The following is a 15,120-nucleotide window of genomic DNA, read 5'->3' on the forward strand; positions in this document are numbered from 1 at the left end:
CGGCCCGCCGACCTCCCGCCTGCTTGCCTCGGCCGAGGAATTGCGCACCGTGCTCACTGGCCCCTTCAACCTGCCGGTCCCCGCCAAGCTTCCCCTCCCGACCCCGCAGCCGCCTCCCCCAGGCACGCGCGAGATCTAATCCGTCACGTCATCCAGCACAGGATCCAGCCCCGGCAGCTTGCGCGGCTTGCACAGCACCTTCGAGGTGTTCGCCACCCGGGCACACTTTCGACAATACCACCGTGGCTCTTTCACGATCGCCATTAACTGATCGGCATGCTTCTCGAGGTCCTTCCTGGACCAGTCGCAAAGAGTCTTTCCCATGAGAAAAATCTACACGAAATTCGGGGCGGAGAGTTGCAGAAGTTCTGCCTCGCATTTAGAATGATTCCAATTCCAGACATCATGAGCACTCAAACCGTCTCCAAGCCCACCTCGTCCGCCGTCTCCGCCGCTCTCCAAACTCTTCTCGCCGATTCCTACGCACTGATGGGCCAGACTCATCTCGCTCACTGGAACGTCGAAGGCCCGAACTTCTTCCAGCTTCACGTCGCCTTTCAGGGCCAATACGAAGAGCTTTTCGAAGCCATCGACGAAATCGCCGAGCGCCTGCGCGCCCTCGACGTTTACGCCCCCGGCGGCCTCGTCACCCTCGCCAAAAGTTCCACCATTCAGGAATTTTCCGTCGGCGCCGCTCCCGCAAAGGACTTCGTCGCTCACCTCGCAGAATCCCACGAGATTCTCGTCGCCGGTGCCCTCGAACTCCGTAAGGCCGCAGAGGCCGCCGCGGATCTGGAGACCCAGGACCTCGCCATCAAGCGCATCCAGACCCACGAGAAAACTCTTTGGATGCTCAAGAGCTTCCTGAAGAACCTCTAACGCATTTTTCCAAGGGAGGGACGGAGCTCCAGGAACTCCGCCCCTCCCCTGTTTTCTTCGAGAAAACAGCCTCTATCACCGCAAAGACTGGAATTCGAAGTTGCGAATGAATCTCATTCGCATATTTTGGGTGCATGTTGGGTTCGACTTCCTCGATTTCGCTCTCGTCCATCGCCGGCTGGCGAAGCGACGCTGCGCGCATTGTGGAGCAACTCTTTCCGGTCACACCTCCGGAAACCTGGAACCTTCTGATCGATCTCCGCCGCCAGCTTCTGGCAGGAAACGACTGGGCGTCCACGTTGAACACTTTCCTCGAGTGTCGAAAGGCACTTGAAACGGATCATTACCTGCCCTTTTACCGACTGCGTCGTCTGCTCACGGCCAGTTTACGTTTCGACGTTGGCGACGCCTCCCGCTCGATCGCCGTGGATTCCCTGGCAGACCTTCTTCGTCGCGGCCATCGATCGCTTGCGGACATGACCCGCGCCGTGCGTCGCGAAATTTTCGAGCATCAGCTCGACCTCCCGACCGCAGAGGTTCTCCCCCTGCGCCTCGTCGAGCGCGTCTAGGACATTTCCATTTTCCCGACACTCAAACGGTGGGGATCATTCGCGCGACAGGGAAAGCTCAACCGAGAGCCTGGGGTCACTTCGCAGATTGCGAAGTGGCGACTCTAACGGGATTCGAACCCGTGTATCCGCCGTGAAAGGGCGGTGTCCTAGGCCACTGGACGATAGAGTCAAACGAGCCGCAAAATATGCGGTGTCACCTGCTGTGTGGCAAGCCAGAATTTATCTTCCGATTCGTTTTTGCGCCTTCAGGAAATGGGAGGTGAAGCGGATTCGATCGGGGAGCACCGGCAGGATCGTCCGCAAGCTGGCCATGGTCGCGGTCAGCATGATCCGGGACACCGCAGTGCTGTGAAAACCCAGTCGCTCGCGCACCGGCGATGGCAGCGTCTCCGCAATGAGACCGCCGAAAGGGACCGCCAGCGCCCCCATCCAGCCCGGCGCCGCCGGTCGGGCCACGGCCCATGCGACCTCGCGGCAAAGCGGGATGGACGCCAGCTCCGGACCATTCAGCATCGCCGCATAATACGCACGGAATTCCCGTTCCGTCTGGGGCCCATAAGCCGGATCGAGCCCAAAACAGCGGCCGAAGATCCGCATGTCCCGATAGTGCTCCTCCCGTTCTCCGTCCGATAGTGGCGAAATCACTTGTTCGAAGATCCCGGTGCCGACGCTGATCAGGGTGGCGAGCACCCACATCTGCGCGGCAGGCGAGAAGGCATTGTAGGCCACCGGGTGATTTCCCTGCACGCGAGCGTGAATGGCCGCAACGCGCCGGCTCGTCGCGTCCGCCTCGGCGCGGGTCGCAAACGTGATCGTGTAAACCGCGTCGAGCGTGCGTCGCAGCCGGCCCATTGCATCGGACCGAAACTCGCTGTGGGCGGCGACTCCGGCGGCCACCTCGGGATGAGCGACTTGCAGGATTGCCGCCGCCGGGCCGCCAAGCAAAAGCGCATGTTCCCGGCTGAGGCGCCAGATTTGCGAATCCGGTCGAAACAGAAACTCGTCCGCTTCGTCGCCGGGATCCTTCATGGCCCGCTCAGGCGGCGATCACGCCGTCTTCGATGCGAAGAATGCGATCCCCGCGGCGGGCGAGGTTCGCATCGTGCGTGACGACAAGAATTGTGCGGCGGTCCGTGCGTCCCAGGCCGAGCAGCAATTCGATGATCGATTCGCCGGTCTGCGAATCGAGGTTGCCCGTGGGCTCATCCGCGAAAAGCACGCTGGGATCGTTCATCAGAGCGCGAGCGATGGCCACGCGCTGCTGCTCTCCGCCACTCAACTCCGCCGGCAGGTGATGCATGCGATCGGCCAGCCCCACGCGCTCGAGCAACGCCTGCGCGCGCTCCGCGGCCTCGCACCGTCCGATCATGGCGGGCACGAGCACGTTCTCGAGGGCGGTCAGTTCCGGCAGAAGAAAGTAGGATTGAAAAACGAACCCCATCCGCGAATTGCGGAGCTGCGACAATCGCGCGGCACCGATTCCATATACGCTCGTGTCTTCGAAAAGGACTTCCCCGGCCTCGGGGCGCTCCAGGCCAGCCAACGTGTAGAGCAGGGTCGTCTTGCCGGCGCCCGACGCTCCGCAGAGAAAAACGGTCTCCCCGGCGGCCACCTCGAGATCGATTCCCCGCAGGACGTCGATGGCGCGGCGACCGATTTTGAAGGAGCGCCGGAGACCGGTGGCGCGAAGCAGCGGAGCGTGGGACATGCCGCGGAATCTAGCGTGCAGACGCGCCCCGCGATAGTGCCTTTCCACTCGGAGTCAGCGTCGGTTTTTCGTTGAACAAAGCCACATCCAGAACGTCGATCACCGCCAGCACGCGAGCCAATCGCTCCCGGATCGCGGTGCGGGGATCGGTCCGCGCATCCACGATGCGGGCATTCCATCCGATCATGTCCTGGCCGCGTGTCCGGCCAATGAAGATCGCGCGTTCGTTGTGCGAAGGCTGGGACACCACGATGCAATCGGGCGCTCCGAACACCTCCGCTGCGCGCACGACGGAATCGAAGGTGCGCAACCCGGCCTCGTCGGAAAGGATACGATCCGCCGGCACGCCGCGCGCGACGAGGTCCTCGCGCATCATCCGCGGCTCATTGTAATAGGCATCCGTCCCGTTTCCACTCACGATCAGCTTCTCGACCTTGCCAGCCTTGAACAGTTCGGCGGCGGCATCGATCCGGTATTGATAATGCAGGTTCGGGCCGCCGGAAGTGAGATATTTCGAGGTGCCCAGCACGAGGCCCACCTTGCGCGCTGGCACGAGTTCCAGCCGATCATAGCACCGCCCCCAGGCCGCAATCTCCACCGCCAGTTCACAGAGGAGCCACCCGAGCACGACGGCGCCCACCGCCAGAGCGGCGAGGCGAAGGAGGCGGGCGATCCAGCGTTTCATGGCGACGCGATAAGGTCGGGGTTCCGGGAAAAAGAGACAAGCGGCGACTTCGGATTCCTCCCCGTCCCGTGGACGAACCGACCGGTCTGTGTTACCAGTCGGAATGGTCAAAAAGCTTCTCCACACGCGCTACCGCGTCACCGATCTCGAGAAAACCATCAGCTTTTACCGCGACGTTCTCGGCCTGGAAATGACCCGTCGGAGCAAGAGTCCCCGCGGCTCGGAACTCGTCTTCTTCAAGACCCCCGGAAGCGACGTCGAGATCGAGATCTGCAAGTTCGACGAAAGCGGTCCGGTGCAGGTCGGCCCCGACCTCACCCATCTCGCATTTCAGGTGGATGACATCGAGGCATTCGCAAAGCACTCCGCCGCCCTTGGTTATCCCCTCAGCGACGGCCCCACCAGGACGTCGAGTGGCTCCGTGATCGCCTTCATCGACGCCCCGGAGGGCTACGAAGTGGAGCTGATTCAGCGGTGAAGACAGCCAAGGCCGCTTCACCGCCGAGCAAAAGATCCTCAGGGGGTCGCGACGATCACCGCGGACGTGCGATCTTTGAATGAGGCCGTGAAAGAAACCTGCCCTTTCGAGTTGATTCCCGCCATCGGGTTGAAGCTGAGGGCCTCAATTTGCTTTGACTTCGTGCCGATCTTGATGGACTGGCCGACCACGGCAATGGGAGTCAGGTTATCTCCCGAGTTATCGGAAACCCAGACTCCCTTGGGATTGTAGGAATTACCGCCCGAGGAGATGGACACGCTCCCCAGGATTACCACGCGTCCGAGATTGTTGGCAGCGGCCAATTGCAGCGAACTAAAAGCTCCTTTTACGCCGTCATTCGCCGTCACGGAGGAGCCTACGGCGGCGATCTGCTTCAACCCGCTCCCATCGGAGTTCGCCCGATAGACCGCCCGTGAAACGGATCCCCCCGAGACATTCGCAATAAAGGCGCAGAGTTTTCCATTTCGGCTTGGGCCAACTGTGCCATCAAAATCCGTGAAAGAGCCCCCTCCCGGCGCTGCCGAGTTTTTCACAACGACAGGCTGAAGGTCTGGATTATTTCCCTGCCAGATTCCATCGAAACTGTCCCCCGTATCCGAAATATCGGCGACTACATAAGCGACATTGTTATCTGCGATCACGGGATTGGAGAACGACTGGAACGTCGTGGGGTAGGGCAGCCCAATTACATTGGCGTCTGTGGTGGCAATCACCCCGTAATCATTGGGGGAGCTGAAGGCAAATCCAGGAACGGATTTGTCAGCCGTAATCAGGAAATCAGCTCCGTAAGTCACCGATCCCTCTTTGTTGATGCTCATTATGACATCCTTGATTCCGTCGAAATAGCTTATGAATCCGGATAAACCCACATTTCGGAATCCGGAACCTTTCGGAATGGTGGTGCCGTAAACCGCCGTATCGGTATCCTTATAAGTCGTTTTATCCTTGGTGACCGTCTCTAGAATGTAAAGAAGCTGGCCCGCAAATCCCACCCGGTCCTTGTTGTTGATGGCAACATTTTCACTGATCCGATACAACGTCCCTGAACCTGGATAGGGATGGGTTGCGCCGTCACCGACCGGCGGTAAGAACGTATCGCTGACGACGTTCGGGTATCCGGCCTGAATCGCGAGCTTGGCACTCTTTTTGCCCGATTTCCTCACCAGAACCGAGTTGTTGCGAAACGAAGAAAGGCCCGTGCCGGCGAGAATACACGCGTAACCCACCGATCCTTTATCATTGATCGAGGGGGCTCCGAACGACCCCTGACGCACCTTCGACTGGACGTAGCCGACATTCGCCTGGAGAATCCACGCCTTGACTTTGTCGCCGGTCTTGGCCCGCACATCATAGGTAACCCCAGCGATCCCCGTCGAACTGAAACAGGCCCCCAACAAGGCTGCCGCGGCAGTCACGCGAAACGAAGGAACAAGGGGAGAAGTCATTGAAAACATAGCTCGCAAAGTAGGTTTGGGGAAGTCACGGCTCGAAACTGGAGGGGGCGGCGGTTCGGGGCATCGGGGGAACGGCTGTTATGGTGGTGACTGGGAACGACGGAAGAGTCAATACTCATCATAGCCTCGAACACAATTTCCCGTTCTTGGTTGCAACTTTTTTAGGGTTAGAAAAATTCGAGAGCGCACCATTCTTCTGCAAAAGTTGAATGTCCAAGGAGAGAGGGCCTCCTGGAAAATTGTGGTCCGACTGGCTCTCCCGGCAAAAGCTCCCCCCAAAGACCTTTGCAATCACCCTGTCCAGTCGGACCACTTCCTGAATACAGCTCACCGAAATAGCAGCCGTCGTGCCAGCGAAGACAAAGCTCCCGCGACGGGCGGGTTGACTCGCACCGGCAGACGGGGCATTTCAAGGAACTCGCATGTCTGCCAGTTCACATTTCAGGAAACTTCCGGGCCTCATTTTCGTTCTGCCTTGGATTCTCTTCGGAATCTGGCTTGTCGTTCTTTGCACCCTTTCCTCACTGCCGGGATCTGATTTTGGCCCCATGCCGTTCTTCGGAGCGGACAAGGTCGTTCATTTCGCGCTTTTTGCGGCGGGAGCCGCGCCACTGACTTTTGCCCTTTTGCAGGCACGCCGCCGCCCCATTCTTGTCATCGCGATCCTGGGGTGGCTGATCACTATCTTGGTCGCCGTGGGGGACGAGTTCCACCAGCGCTTCACGCCGGGCCGCAGCGGGATGGACCTGGGTGACATGACGGCGGATGCATTGGGAGCAGCCTTTGGCGTCGCTTTAACTCTCACGATTTATGGATGGCGACCCTTCAAAACGCATCTCCCAGCTTCGCACCGAGATCGCGCGACATAACCAGCTCTACTACGAGCAGGCCACGCCCGAGATTTCCGATCGGGAATACGACGCGCTTTACCGCGAACTCACGGACCTCGAGACGGCGCATCCCGATCTCGCCACGGCGGACTCTCCCACGCAAACGGTTGGCAGCTCCAGCGTGCTCGCCGCCTTCCAGCAGGCGCAGCACCTCGTGCGCATGCAGAGTCTGGACAATACGTATTCCGAGGCCGAGGTCGCGGAATTCGTTCGCCGCATGCAGCGTCTGCTGCCCGACGCCGAGATTCCCCTCACCGTCGAGCCCAAGGTCGATGGCGTCGCCATCTCGTTGCTCTACGAAAAGGGGCGGTTCGCGCGAGCCGTGACGCGCGGCGATGGCACGACGGGCGATGACGTCACGGAAAATGTCCGCACGATCCGCTCCATTCCGAACGAGCTCGCTGGCACCGCCCCGGATCGAATCGAGATCCGCGGCGAAATTTACCTGCCGAAGAAGGAGTTTGCGCGAGTGAATGCCGAGCGCGACGCGGCCGGGCTGCCCGCCTTCGCAAATCCCCGCAACACCGCCGCCGGCACGCTCAAGCAGCTCGACTCTCGCATCGTTGCCACGCGCGGCCTCGGCGCCGTCTTCTACGGCTTCGGCCTGCTCGAGGGCCAAAATCCCACCACGCAGAGCGAGTTCATGCGGTGGTTGGAGGCTTGGAAAATGCCGGTCACCGGCTGGCAACGCCTCGCCACGACGGTCGAGGAGGCGCTGGGCGCCATCCAGGAGCTTGGCGCCGTGCGTCACGACTTCGCTTTCGAGACCGATGGCGCCGTCCTTAAGGCCGACATCCTCGCGCAGCAGCGCGCCCTTGGCTCGACGAGCAAGGCGCCACGCTGGGCGATGGCCTACAAATACCAAGCCGAGCAGGCCGAAACGAAGCTCCGCGACATCACCATCCAGGTCGGCCGCACGGGCGTGCTCACTCCTGTCGCCGAGCTCGAGCCCGTCTTCGTGAGTGGCAGCACGGTCGCCCGCGCCACGCTTCACAACGAGGAGGAAATCGCGCGAAAGGACATCCGCATCGGCGACACCGTCGTCATCGAAAAAGCCGGCGAAGTGATTCCCGCCGTCGTCCGCGTGCGCACGGATCTTCGCACCGGCAGCGAAACCGTCTTCCAAATGCCCGCCACGTGCCCGGCCTGCGGCGAACCCGTCGTCCGCGAGGAGGGCTTCGTCGCCGTGCGCTGTGTGAATCTCCATTGCCCCGCGCAGCTCACCCGCCTGCTCGAACATTTCGCGATGCGAAGCGCCCTGGACATCGAAGGCCTCGGCGACAAGGTCGCGACCACGCTCGTCGAACGCGGCCTCGTGCGCTCGCCGCTCGATCTTTTCGACCTCACGCTCACCGACCTCGGCCCGCTCAATCTCGGCACGGACGAGGAACCGCGCACATTCGGCGAAAAGAATGCCCGCAAGCTGCTCGACGCGCTCGAGCGCGCAAAGACGCTACCCCTCGGCCGCTGGCTTCACGCGCTTGCCATTCCCGACGTCGGCGCCGTCACCGCACGCGACATTGCCGCGCGGCACGCCGACATCCGGTCCGTCGCAAACTCGGAAATTCTTCACGACATCAGCCGCCTCGACGAGCTCACCGCAGCCGACAAGACCCTCTCGAAAGAAGACCGCGAAGCCCGCAGGCAGGAGGCCGACGCCTTGGGCGAGAAACTCCTCGCCGCAAACGCCGCCAAAAAATCCAAAGGCGCCAGACATGCTCGCGACGTCAACGTCGCCATCGGCCCCGTCGCGGCCCGCGGCACGCTCGCGTGGTTTGCGAGCGCCGAAGGTCGTGAAACGCTCCATCGCCTCGAAAAGCACGCCATCACCCCGGCCTCCGAGAAATCCGCTGCCGTCGCCCCCCCCGATAGCCCGATCGCGGGAAAGACTTTCGTCATCACCGGCACGCTCAGCGCGCCGCGTCCGGTTTTTGCTGAGCGCATCCAGCACCTCGGCGGCAAGGTCACCGGCTCCGTCAGCAAATCCACCGACTACGTGCTCGCCGGCGACGAAGCAGGCTCGAAACTCGACCGCGCTCACGAGCTCGGCGTCGCGGTCCTCGACGAGGCGGCTTTTGAAAAGCTCATCGCCCCCGCCCCAAAGCCCGTGCAGGAAAATCTCGATTTCTTCGCCTGACTCGCCAAATGGTGAACGCCCGCCAATGAAACCCGCCGACCTCCGCCGACTCTACGACCAATACGTCATGCCCACCTACGGGCGCTTCGATCTCACGATCGAGCGCGGCGCGGGCTGCCGCGTGTGGACGGATGAAGGCCGCGAGCTCGTCGACTTCGGCGCCGGCATCGCCGTGTGCTCGCTCGGTCATGCCCATCCGCGAGTCACCGCCGCCGTCACCGCGCAGGCCGCGAAGCTCGTCCACACCTCGAATCTCTATCGCACGCAGCCGCAGGCCCTCCTCGCCGAGCGCCTCACGCAGCTCGTCGCACTGCCCGGCAAGACGTTCTTCTGCAACAGCGGCGCCGAGGCCAACGAAGGTCTCATCAAGCTCGCCCGCAAGTTCGGCAGCGCGACCGGCCGCTACGAGATCATCACCTTCACGAACTCCTTTCACGGCCGCACGATGGCCGGCATCTCCGCAACCGGGCAGGACAAGGTGAAGATCGGCTTTGCGCCGTTGCTCGAGGGCTTCACACACGTGCCGACCAACGATCTTGCCGCCGTCCGCGCCGCCATCGGCGCAAAGACCGTGGCGATCCTCGTCGAGCCCATCCAAGGCGAAGGCGGCATCCATCTCGCCACGGCGGAGTTTCTCCGCGGCCTGCGCGAACTCTGCGACGCGCACAACCTGCTGCTGCTTTTCGACGAAGTGCAATGCGGTCTCGGCCGCACCGGAGACTGGCGCGGCTGGAAAAGCATCACCCCCGAAGGCGTGGAGCCGGATGGCATCAGCTGGGCGAAAGGCATCGCGAATGGCTTCCCGCTAGGCGCGTTCTGGGTGCGGAATCACGCGCTCGACGATCGCGGCCCGCTCTGCGACCTGCTCGGCCCCGGCACGCACGGCACGACCTACGGCGGCAACCCCGTCACCTGTGCCGCCGGCCTCGCGGTGCTCGACGAGATTCAGGAAAACGATCTGCTCACGCACGCGACGGAGACCGGCGCCTACTTTGCCGAGCAGCTTCGCGGCCTCGGGTCGCCGCTCGTCGCCGAAGTGCGCGCCCTCGGCCTCATGATCGGCCTCGAACTCGTCGCCGACTTCAAGGAACGCCTCGGCCTCGACGATGCCCGCCCACCCGCGCTGGCGCTCACGGTCCTTCTCATGAACGCCGGCCTTCTCGTCATTCCGGCCGGTGAACGCACCATCCGCTTCCTTCCGCCGCTCAACGTCACCCGCGGGGAAATCGACGCCGCGCTGGCGATTCTCCGCAGCGTGCTTGCACCAGCGGCGACGGCAAACTAGAAACACCGAGTGAAACACCTGCTCTCCATCGAGTCGCTGTCGCGCGAGGAAATCCTCGGCATTCTCGACGCGACCGCCGAAATGAAGGCCACCCGCGGCCGCCACGCCGCGCATCCGCTCCGCCACCAATGCTGGGCAATCATTTTCGCAAAGAGCTCGACCCGCACGCGCGTGAGCTTCGAGGTCGGCATCCGCGAACTCGGCGGCGACGCCATGTTCCTTTCCGCGAATGACATTCAGCTCGGCCGCGGCGAACCGATCAAGGACACCGCCCGCGTGATGGGCCGCATGATTCATGGCGCCGTCATCCGCACGTTCGCGCAGAAGGACGTCGAGGATTTCGCGCACTACAGCGGCATTCCCACGGTCAACGCCCTCACCGACGAGGAGCACCCGTGCCAGATTCTTGCCGACCTGTTCACGATCCGGGAAAAGCGCGGCAGCCTCGACGACCTGAAGGTCTGCTTCATCGGCGACGGCGATTGCAATGTGCCCCGCTCGTGGATCTGGGCCGCAGCCAGACTCGGTTTCGAGCTCCGCATCGCCGCGCCCACGCATTACCAGCCGCCCGCCGACCTGCTCGCTCGCGCTGGAGGAAACATCGCCGTCACCACCGGCGTCCACGACGCAGCTGCCGGCGCCGACGTGCTCTACACCGACGTCTGGGTGAGCATGGGCAAGGAGGACGAAGCCGCCTATCGCATCGCCCAACTCGGCGGCTACCAGATCAACAATGCCCTCCTGACGAGCGCCAAACCCGGCGCCCTCGTGATGCATTGCCTGCCCGCCTACCGCGGCAAGGAAATCACCGACGAGACGCTCGAAGCACACGCGGATACCATTTTCCAACAGGCCGAAAATCGGCTGCACGTTCAGAAAACGGTGCTGTCGCTTCTCGAACGGTAATGGATCCGCAAAACTTCCTTGCGTCGCAGACAATTCCCGGCATTATCTCCAATCCACCAAATTTCCGGCCATGAGCAGCGTGATCGCCAACATCGAAAAAGAGCAATTGAAGAATGAAGTCGTCGACTTCGCCGTCGGCGACACCGTCAAGGTTCACACCCGCGTCGTCGAAGGCGACAAGGAGCGCATCCAGATTTACAGCGGCATCGTCATCGCCCGCAAGGGTGTCGGCATCAATGCCAACTTCACCGTCCGCCGCATGAGTTCGGGCGTGGGCGTCGAGCGCGTTTTCCCGCTGCACTCGCCCCGCATCGCAAAGCTCGAAGTCGAGCGCAAGGGCAGCGTCCGTCGCGCGAAGCTGAACTACCTCCGCGACCGGAAGGGCAAATCTGCCATGACGGTTAAGGAAAAGAACGTCCGGGCCTAGGCGCCCGTCTTCCTGCCCCTCCGCGATGCCGTGCACGCTCGAGCACGAGCTCAGACTGCATGCGGAGGGAATTTTCCCCGTCGCCGGAATCGATGAAGCCGGCCGGGGCCCCTTGGCCGGGCCGGTTGTCGCCGCCGCAGTCATTCTTCCGCCCAACTTCAAGGGCGACGGCCTCAACGACTCGAAGAAGCTCCCGACGAAGTCCCGCGACGAGCACTACGCACGCCTGATCGACACTCCCGGCGTCATCTGGGCGGTCGCGATTATCGAACCGGAGGTCATCGACCGACTGAACATCCTTCGCGCCACGCACCAGGCCATGCGCGAAGCCGTGGAATCTCTTTCGAGCCTCGCCGCCCATGCACTGATCGATGGCCTGCCCGTTCGCCCTTTTCCGGTCAACCACACCGCCCTCGTCGGCGGCGACGGGATCAGTCTTAGCGTAGCCGCCGCGAGCGTCGTCGCGAAGGTCACCCGTGACCGCCTGATGGATTCTCACGCTGCGGCCTGGCCGGAATACGGCTTCGAGCGCCACAAAGGCTATGCAACGCCCGAGCACCTCGCTAGCCTCCGGCAGCATGGGCCCTGCCCGATTCATCGCCGCAGTTTTGCGCCCGTGGCGCAGCTTTCGCTCGCGCTGGATTAAGCCCGACGCTCCCCACCTCGCCCTCGGACGACGCGGTGAACATCTCGCCGCCAGGCATCTCAAAAGCCTGGGTTACAAGTCGCTCTACCGAAATTTTCAGCCCGGCAAGGGCGGCGAGATCGATCTCGTTTGCCGCCATGGCGAGGTGCTTGTCTTCATCGAAGTGAAAACGCGCAGCGCGGAAATTTTTGGCCGCCCGTCCGATGCCGTGGATCGCAACAAACGCCGTCGAATCGCCCGTGGCGCCATGATCTGGCTGCGCATGCTCGATATGCCCGACATCACTTTTCGCTTCGACATCGTCGAGGTGCTCATCGCGGAGCCACCCAAGATTCGCGTCATCGAAAACGCCTTCACCCTTCCGACGAACTACTATTACTGAGAATCATCGGATCGACGAGCTTTGACCTCAACCACGAGTTGCCGTATCGCTAATGAATGCAGCTCTCCATGCGCACCGATTATGCGCTACGCGCCCTCTTTTCGCTCGTCGAACACCATGGCCACCAGCCGATCCCGATCGCCGAGCTCGCCCGCCGCAATGATGTGCCCAAGCGCTTCCTCGAGCACATCATGCTCGACCTGAAGGAGCGCGGCTGGGTCTCCAGCCTCCCCGGAAAGCGGGGCGGCTACCTGCTCGCGAAAAGTCCCGAGCGCATCACCATGGGGGAAGTTGTCCGCCATTTCGACGGCTACCTTGCACCGATCGCCTGCGTCTCCGTCACCGACTACAAACGCTGCAGCCAGGAGCCTGTCTGCCGCTTCCGTCGCGTCATGCTCCAGGCGCGAAATCTTGTCGCCCGGCTGATGGACGACACCACCCTCGCCGACGTCATGCGCGGCCTTCCCGTTACAGATCGAGAAGTCTCTTTCACCCAGGGAATCGACGGCGACGGCATCTGATCCACAAACCTTTTCACTCGGCTCTTTGGAATAACGATTCTTTCAGTCGTTTTTATTTGACGATCTTTTTAGTCGTATTATTTTCGCGACGTTGACCCAACTCGCTTCAAATCCGATATGAAAAGTTTTCTTCCATCCGCAGTAGCCGGAGTGTTGGCCCTTCTGACCACCGCTACCGCCGCCGAGACCACCATTCTCAATGTCTCGTATGATCCCACCCGCGAGCTCTACGCCGATTACGATGCGGCCTTCGCAAAGCATTGGAAGGAGAAGTCCGGCGGCGACGTGAAAATCGATCAATCCCATGGAGGTTCTGGAAAACAGGCCCGAGCCGTGATCGACGGCCTGGAGGCCGACGTCGTCACCCTCGCCCTCGCCTACGACATCGACGCCATCGCCACGAAGGGGAAACTTCTCCCCGGCGATTGGCAGAAGCGCCTCCCGCACAATAGCTCCCCCTACACCTCGACGATCGTCTTCCTCGTTCGAAAGGGGAATCCGAAGGGCATCAAGGACTGGCCCGATCTCGTGAAGGAAGGCGTCGAAGTGATCACGCCGAATCCGAAGACTTCCGGCGGCGCCCGCTGGAACTACCTCGCCGCCTGGGCCGATGCGCTTCAGAAAAACGGCGGTGATGAGGCGAAGGCGAAGGCCTTCGTCGCCGATCTCTTCAAGCACGTCCCGGTTCTCGACTCCGGTGCGCGCGGCTCCACGGTAACCTTCACCGAGCGTGGCATCGGCGATGTCCTCCTCGCGTGGGAGAACGAAGCCTACCTCGCCCTCAAGGAAAAGCCGGATCAGTTCGAGATCGTCACCCCTCCGCTCAGCATCCTCGCCGAGCCACCTGTCGCCATCGTCGACAAGATCGTCGACAAGCGCGGCACCCGCGAGGTTGCCACGGAATATTTGAATTATCTCTACAGCGACGAAGGCCAGGACATCGCCGGCAAGCACTTCTACCGCCCGACGGGCGAGGCCGCGAAGAAAAAATACGCGAGCCAGTTTGCCGACACGAAACTTGTGACGATCGACGGTGCGTTCGGCGGCTGGACCAAGGCCCAGGCCACGCATTTCGCCGACGGCGGTGTCTTTGATCAGATCTACCAGCCCACCCGCTGATCCCATGGCCTACTTCGACAATGTCGTCACGAGCGTCGGGAAGACGCCTCTCATCCGCCTCAATCGCATCGCCGCCGGCTCGCCAGCGACGATCGCGATCAAGGGCGAGTTCTCGAATCCGCTCGGCAGCGTGAAGGATCGCATCGGCGCCGCGATGATCGAGGCGGCCGAGAAGGACGGCCTCCTGAAGCCCGGCACCACGATCATCGAGCCCACCTCGGGAAACACCGGCATCGCCCTTGCCTTTGTGGCCGCAGCGAAAGGCTACGATCTCATCCTCACCATGCCCGAGAGCATGAGCCTCGAGCGCCGCACGCTTCTCGCGATGCTCGGGGCAAAACTCGTGCTCACACCCGCCGCGGAAGGTATGAAAGGCGCCATCGCCCGCGCGGAGCAACTCCATGCCGAGACGCCGAACTCCTGGATTCCCCAGCAATTCAACAATCCCGCGAACCCCGAGGCGCACCGCCGCACGACAGCCGAGGAAATCTGGGCCGACACCGAAGGCCAGGTGGATGCCATCGTTTCCGCGGTCGGCACCGGCGGCACCATCACCGGCGTCAGCGAAGTCATCAAGGCTCGCAAGCCAGGCTTTGTCGCCGTCGCGGTCGAGCCGAAGGATTCGCCCGTGATTTCCCAGACGCGTGCCGGCCAGCCCGTGAAGCCCGGGCCGCACAAGATCCAGGGCACCGGCGCCGGGTTCGTGCCGAAAAACCTGAACGTCGCCATTCTCGATGACGTCATCACCGTCAGCAACGAGGACGCCATCGACACCGCGCGCCGTCTCGCCATCGAGGAAGGCATCCTCGCCGGCATCTCGACCGGTGCCAATGTCTGGGCGGCCCTCCAACTCGCGCAGCGGCCAGAGTTCGCGGGGAAATTGATCGTCACGATCGGCTGTAGCACCGGCGAGCGCTATCTCAGCACCGCCCTCGCCGAGAAGGCCAGGAACGACCTTCTCGCCGTCCAACCTGACTGACACCCACACTCGAACTCCATTCGAAATCAGC

At 62.2% G+C, this 15,120-nt stretch carries 17 protein-coding genes and 1 tRNA gene; 13 read left to right on the forward strand and 5 right to left on the reverse strand.

Features of this window, described 5'->3' with window-relative positions:
- The first annotated feature begins 405 nt into the window (after positions 1–405).
- Together VIM61_07175 and VIM61_07180 are read left to right on the forward strand one after the other, a co-directional pair.
- Positions 406–879: a DNA starvation/stationary phase protection protein gene (locus VIM61_07175; GenBank protein ID HEY8900176.1), complete on the forward strand. Its 474-nt coding sequence runs from the start codon at positions 406–408 to the stop codon at positions 877–879.
- A 134-nt stretch (positions 880–1,013) separates the two neighbouring features.
- Entirely contained in the window at positions 1,014–1,448 is a 435-nt protein-coding gene (locus tag VIM61_07180) for a hypothetical protein (protein HEY8900177.1), read from the forward strand.
- A gap of 96 nt (positions 1,449–1,544) precedes the next feature.
- Here the strand turns inward: VIM61_07180 and VIM61_07185 are convergent.
- The 4 genes from VIM61_07185 to VIM61_07200 form a co-directional block, all read right to left on the reverse strand.
- A tRNA-Glu gene (locus tag VIM61_07185) sits at positions 1,545–1,620 on the reverse strand.
- A 50-nt stretch (positions 1,621–1,670) separates the two neighbouring features.
- Entirely contained in the window at positions 1,671–2,480 is an 810-nt protein-coding gene (locus VIM61_07190) for an oxygenase MpaB family protein (protein HEY8900178.1), read from the reverse strand.
- Between the two features lie 7 nt (positions 2,481–2,487).
- On the reverse strand, positions 2,488–3,159 hold the full coding sequence (locus VIM61_07195; protein ID HEY8900179.1) for an ABC transporter ATP-binding protein: 672 nt from the start codon (positions 3,157–3,159) through the stop codon (positions 2,488–2,490).
- A gap of 10 nt (positions 3,160–3,169) precedes the next feature.
- Positions 3,170–3,844: an ElyC/SanA/YdcF family protein gene (locus tag VIM61_07200; GenBank protein ID HEY8900180.1), complete on the reverse strand. Its 675-nt coding sequence runs from the start codon at positions 3,842–3,844 to the stop codon at positions 3,170–3,172.
- A gap of 103 nt (positions 3,845–3,947) precedes the next feature.
- On the opposite strand from VIM61_07200, the gene VIM61_07205 reads away from it, so the two are divergent.
- Positions 3,948–4,322, forward strand: a complete 375-nt coding sequence (locus tag VIM61_07205) for a VOC family protein (GenBank protein HEY8900181.1) — start codon at positions 3,948–3,950, stop codon at positions 4,320–4,322.
- A gap of 38 nt (positions 4,323–4,360) precedes the next feature.
- Here VIM61_07205 and VIM61_07210 read toward each other — a convergent pair whose 3' ends face one another.
- Positions 4,361–5,788 (reverse strand): hypothetical protein, encoded by a 1,428-nt coding sequence (locus tag VIM61_07210; GenBank protein ID HEY8900182.1) that lies wholly within the window; start codon positions 5,786–5,788, stop codon positions 4,361–4,363.
- A gap of 431 nt (positions 5,789–6,219) precedes the next feature.
- Between VIM61_07210 and VIM61_07215 the strand changes: the two genes are divergently transcribed.
- From VIM61_07215 to cysK, 10 genes are all read left to right on the forward strand, one after another.
- Positions 6,220–6,666, forward strand: coding sequence for a VanZ family protein (locus VIM61_07215; protein HEY8900183.1), 447 nt, complete (start codon positions 6,220–6,222; stop codon positions 6,664–6,666).
- Positions 6,608–8,824, forward strand: coding sequence for an NAD-dependent DNA ligase LigA (gene ligA, locus VIM61_07220; GenBank protein HEY8900184.1), 2,217 nt, complete (start codon positions 6,608–6,610; stop codon positions 8,822–8,824). The genes VIM61_07215 and ligA overlap by 59 nt, the downstream gene beginning before the upstream one ends.
- 25 nt (positions 8,825–8,849) lie before the next feature.
- Complete coding sequence (locus tag VIM61_07225; protein HEY8900185.1) at positions 8,850–10,109, forward strand: aspartate aminotransferase family protein; 1,260 nt, start codon at positions 8,850–8,852, stop codon at positions 10,107–10,109.
- A 9-nt stretch (positions 10,110–10,118) separates the two neighbouring features.
- Entirely contained in the window at positions 10,119–11,015 is an 897-nt protein-coding gene (gene argF, locus VIM61_07230; protein HEY8900186.1) for an ornithine carbamoyltransferase, read from the forward strand.
- A gap of 70 nt (positions 11,016–11,085) precedes the next feature.
- On the forward strand, positions 11,086–11,442 hold the full coding sequence (rplS, locus tag VIM61_07235) for a 50S ribosomal protein L19 (protein ID HEY8900187.1): 357 nt from the start codon (positions 11,086–11,088) through the stop codon (positions 11,440–11,442).
- Between the two features lie 25 nt (positions 11,443–11,467).
- Positions 11,468–12,088: a ribonuclease HII gene (locus VIM61_07240; GenBank protein HEY8900188.1), complete on the forward strand. Its 621-nt coding sequence runs from the start codon at positions 11,468–11,470 to the stop codon at positions 12,086–12,088.
- The gene (locus VIM61_07245; protein ID HEY8900189.1) at positions 12,051–12,470 is read left to right on the forward strand and encodes a YraN family protein; all 420 of its coding nucleotides are present in this window, start codon (positions 12,051–12,053) and stop codon (positions 12,468–12,470) included. The genes VIM61_07240 and VIM61_07245 overlap by 38 nt, the downstream gene beginning before the upstream one ends.
- 68 nt (positions 12,471–12,538) lie before the next feature.
- Entirely contained in the window at positions 12,539–12,991 is a 453-nt protein-coding gene (locus VIM61_07250) for an Rrf2 family transcriptional regulator (protein HEY8900190.1), read from the forward strand.
- Positions 12,992–13,108: 117 nt separating this feature from the next.
- Positions 13,109–14,110 (forward strand): sulfate ABC transporter substrate-binding protein, encoded by a 1,002-nt coding sequence (locus VIM61_07255; GenBank protein ID HEY8900191.1) that lies wholly within the window; start codon positions 13,109–13,111, stop codon positions 14,108–14,110.
- A gap of 4 nt (positions 14,111–14,114) precedes the next feature.
- Complete coding sequence (gene cysK, locus VIM61_07260) at positions 14,115–15,089, forward strand: cysteine synthase A (protein HEY8900192.1); 975 nt, start codon at positions 14,115–14,117, stop codon at positions 15,087–15,089.
- Positions 15,090–15,120 lie beyond the last annotated feature (31 nt).

This window comes from Chthoniobacterales bacterium (genome assembly GCA_036569045.1).
In the GTDB taxonomy this organism is placed as follows: domain Bacteria; phylum Verrucomicrobiota; class Verrucomicrobiia; order Chthoniobacterales; family JAATET01; genus JAATET01.

Excerpts from the sequence above, each read along its gene's own strand:
- VIM61_07175 (HEY8900176.1), top strand. The coding sequence starts at position 406 with ATGAGCACTCAAACCGTCTCCAAGCCCACCTCGTCCGCCGTCTCCGCC.
- VIM61_07180 (HEY8900177.1), top strand. The coding sequence starts at position 1,014 with ATGTTGGGTTCGACTTCCTCGATTTCGCTCTCGTCCATCGCCGGCTGG.
- VIM61_07190 (HEY8900178.1), bottom strand. The coding sequence starts at position 2,480 with ATGAAGGATCCCGGCGACGAAGCGGACGAGTTTCTGTTTCGACCGGAT.
- VIM61_07195 (HEY8900179.1), bottom strand. The coding sequence starts at position 3,159 with ATGTCCCACGCTCCGCTGCTTCGCGCCACCGGTCTCCGGCGCTCCTTC.
- VIM61_07200 (HEY8900180.1), bottom strand. The coding sequence starts at position 3,844 with ATGAAACGCTGGATCGCCCGCCTCCTTCGCCTCGCCGCTCTGGCGGTG.
- VIM61_07205 (HEY8900181.1), top strand. The coding sequence starts at position 3,948 with ATGGTCAAAAAGCTTCTCCACACGCGCTACCGCGTCACCGATCTCGAG.
- VIM61_07210 (HEY8900182.1), bottom strand. The coding sequence starts at position 5,788 with ATGACTTCTCCCCTTGTTCCTTCGTTTCGCGTGACTGCCGCGGCAGCC.
- VIM61_07215 (HEY8900183.1), top strand. The coding sequence starts at position 6,220 with ATGTCTGCCAGTTCACATTTCAGGAAACTTCCGGGCCTCATTTTCGTT.
- ligA (HEY8900184.1), top strand. The coding sequence starts at position 6,608 with ATGGATGGCGACCCTTCAAAACGCATCTCCCAGCTTCGCACCGAGATC.
- VIM61_07225 (HEY8900185.1), top strand. The coding sequence starts at position 8,850 with ATGAAACCCGCCGACCTCCGCCGACTCTACGACCAATACGTCATGCCC.
- rplS (HEY8900187.1), top strand. The coding sequence starts at position 11,086 with ATGAGCAGCGTGATCGCCAACATCGAAAAAGAGCAATTGAAGAATGAA.
- VIM61_07240 (HEY8900188.1), top strand. The coding sequence starts at position 11,468 with ATGCCGTGCACGCTCGAGCACGAGCTCAGACTGCATGCGGAGGGAATT.
- VIM61_07250 (HEY8900190.1), top strand. The coding sequence starts at position 12,539 with ATGCGCACCGATTATGCGCTACGCGCCCTCTTTTCGCTCGTCGAACAC.
- VIM61_07255 (HEY8900191.1), top strand. The coding sequence starts at position 13,109 with ATGAAAAGTTTTCTTCCATCCGCAGTAGCCGGAGTGTTGGCCCTTCTG.
- cysK (HEY8900192.1), top strand. The coding sequence starts at position 14,115 with ATGGCCTACTTCGACAATGTCGTCACGAGCGTCGGGAAGACGCCTCTC.